This is a genomic window from Collinsella sp. 4_8_47FAA (genome assembly GCF_000763055.1).
GTDB lineage: Bacteria > Actinomycetota > Coriobacteriia > Coriobacteriales > Coriobacteriaceae > Collinsella.
Map to the genome: position 1 here is coordinate 1 of NZ_KN214135.1, position 2086 is coordinate 2086.

Sequence of the window (2086 nt, forward strand, 5' to 3'; positions counted from 1 at the left end):
GCGTGGAAAGGCCTTGATTCTCATTTTCATTGCAACAGCCTCAGGACTCAGCGCAACGCGTTGCGCTGAGTCCTGAGGCGCGAATCCGGGTAGGCAACCCCAGAGGGGCCGGAATCCCCCGGCCCGCGATGGAGGGAGGCCGGCATGTCCAGACCCAAGCCGTCCGGAAGGTCGTACGGGAGGCTCACGAGGCACGAGAGGAACACGGTCGAGAGGATGCTCGACCGCAACCGCAGCGCCCGCGAGATCGCCGCGGAGCTCGGCAGGTCGCCCTCGACCGTGACCAGGGAGGTGGCGGCGCACCGCTACGTCACCGCGCCGCGCTCGCGCTACGGCGAGCCCGCGCCCGCGGACCTGTCGGGGGCCTGCCCCAGGCTCTCCGCGTGGCCGAGGTGCTGCAACGGCTGCTCGCACAGGAGGGGCTACGGCTGCTCGAGGAGGCCCAGGGTGTTCTACAGCGCCAGGAGGGCGCAGGAGGCGGCCGACGCCGAGCTCTCGGCGAGCAGGTCCGGGATCGACGAGACCGAGGAGGGCGCCGCCGCCAAGCTCGCGGCCATCAGGGACGGGCTCGCGCGCGGGCTCTCCCCGCAGCAGATAGCGGCGACGACCCCCGGGCTCAGCGCCTCCACCGTCTACAGGTGGGTGGACGCCGGCTACGACGGCATGACGAACATGGAGCTCAGGCGCAAGGTCGGCTACAGGCCGAGGTCGCGCCGGGCCCCGAAGAGGGCGACGTCCCACTCGGCGCGCAGGTCGCACGCGTCGTTCCTCGCGCTCGGCGAGGACGCCTGCGCCGCGGCCTGGGAGATGGACACCGTCGAGGGCTCCAGGGGCGACTCCGCCAGGCTCCTCACGCTCCTGCACCGCCCGAGCCGCTTCCAGCTGGCCCTGCCGCTGCCGGACGGCACGTGCGCCTCGGTCCTGGCGGCGCTCTCCTCCCTGCGCGGGGTCCTCGGCGAGGACGGCGCGAGGCGCGCCTTCGGCGCCGTGCTCACCGACAACGGGAGCGAGTTCGCCGACGAGGGCGCCATCGCGGCGCTGCTCGGCGAGCGGGACGGCGAGACCAGGCTCTTCTACTGCGACCCCCGGCAGAGCCAGCAGAAGGGCGCGTGCGAGAAGAACCACGTGGAGATCAGGAAGCTGCTGCCCAAGGGCGCCGGGGCCAGGTTCGACCGGCTGACGGCGGCGGACTGCGCGCTGCTCATGTCGCAGGTGAACTCCGAGCCGAGGGGGGCGCTCGGGTTCCTGACGCCGGCGCGCGTGCTGCGGATGGCCCTCGGGGAGGACGCCTCCGCCCTCATGGACGCGTTCGGGATAGAGGAGCTGGCGCCCGGCGAGCTCGACCTCACGCCCGGCTGCATCGAAAGGGCCAGGGCCGCGAGGGGCGAGGGGCCGCTGGCGGGATAGGCGGCGGGCCGGGACATGGGCCGGAGGGCCCGTTGCGCTGAGTCCGGAACGGCTGCGCGGCGGGCTGGCGGAGCATGCGGCGGCGGCATGGGGGCACCGGACTCCACAGCCCCTCCACCTGCGGAAACGAAGTGATGGCCAGGTGCCGGGAGCTATTTCCGCGTTGCGCTAGCTGCGGAAACGCGGGGTCCGTTCAGGCTGTTGCGTTGAGATTGAAAATCAACCGGTGCGTGGAAAGGCCTTGATTCTCATTTTCATTGCAACAGCCTCAGGACTCAGCGCAACGCGTTGCGCTGAGTCCTGAGGCGCGAATCCGGGTAGGCAACCCCAGAGGGGCCGGAATCCCCCGGCCCGCGATGGAGGGAGGCCGGCATGTCCAGACCCAAGCCGTCCGGAAGGTCGTACGGGAGGCTCACGAGGCACGAGAGGAACACGGTCGAGAGGATGCTCGACCGCAACCGCAGCGCCCGCGAGATCGCCGCGGAGCTCGGCAGGTCGCCCTCGACCGTGACCAGGGAGGTGGCGGCGCACCGCTACGTCACCGCGCCGCGCTCGCGCTACGGCGAGCCCGCGCCCGCGGACCTGTCGGGGGCCTGCCCCAGGCTCTCCGCGTGGCCGAGGTGCTGCAACGGCTGCTCGCACAGGAGGGGCTACGGCTGCTCGAGGAGGCCCAGGGTGT

At 71.9% G+C, this 2086-nt stretch carries 2 protein-coding genes; both read left to right on the forward strand.

Annotated elements, in window-relative coordinates:
* Positions 1-144 precede the first annotated feature (144 nt).
* Positions 145-1407, forward strand: coding sequence for an IS30 family transposase (locus tag HMPREF9463_RS03360; RefSeq protein ID WP_035137225.1), 1263 nt, complete (start codon positions 145-147; stop codon positions 1405-1407).
* 372 nt (positions 1408-1779) lie between these two features.
* Positions 1780-2086: helix-turn-helix domain-containing protein (locus HMPREF9463_RS03365; protein WP_035137226.1), on the forward strand; the 307-nt coding region annotated here is incomplete at its 3' end.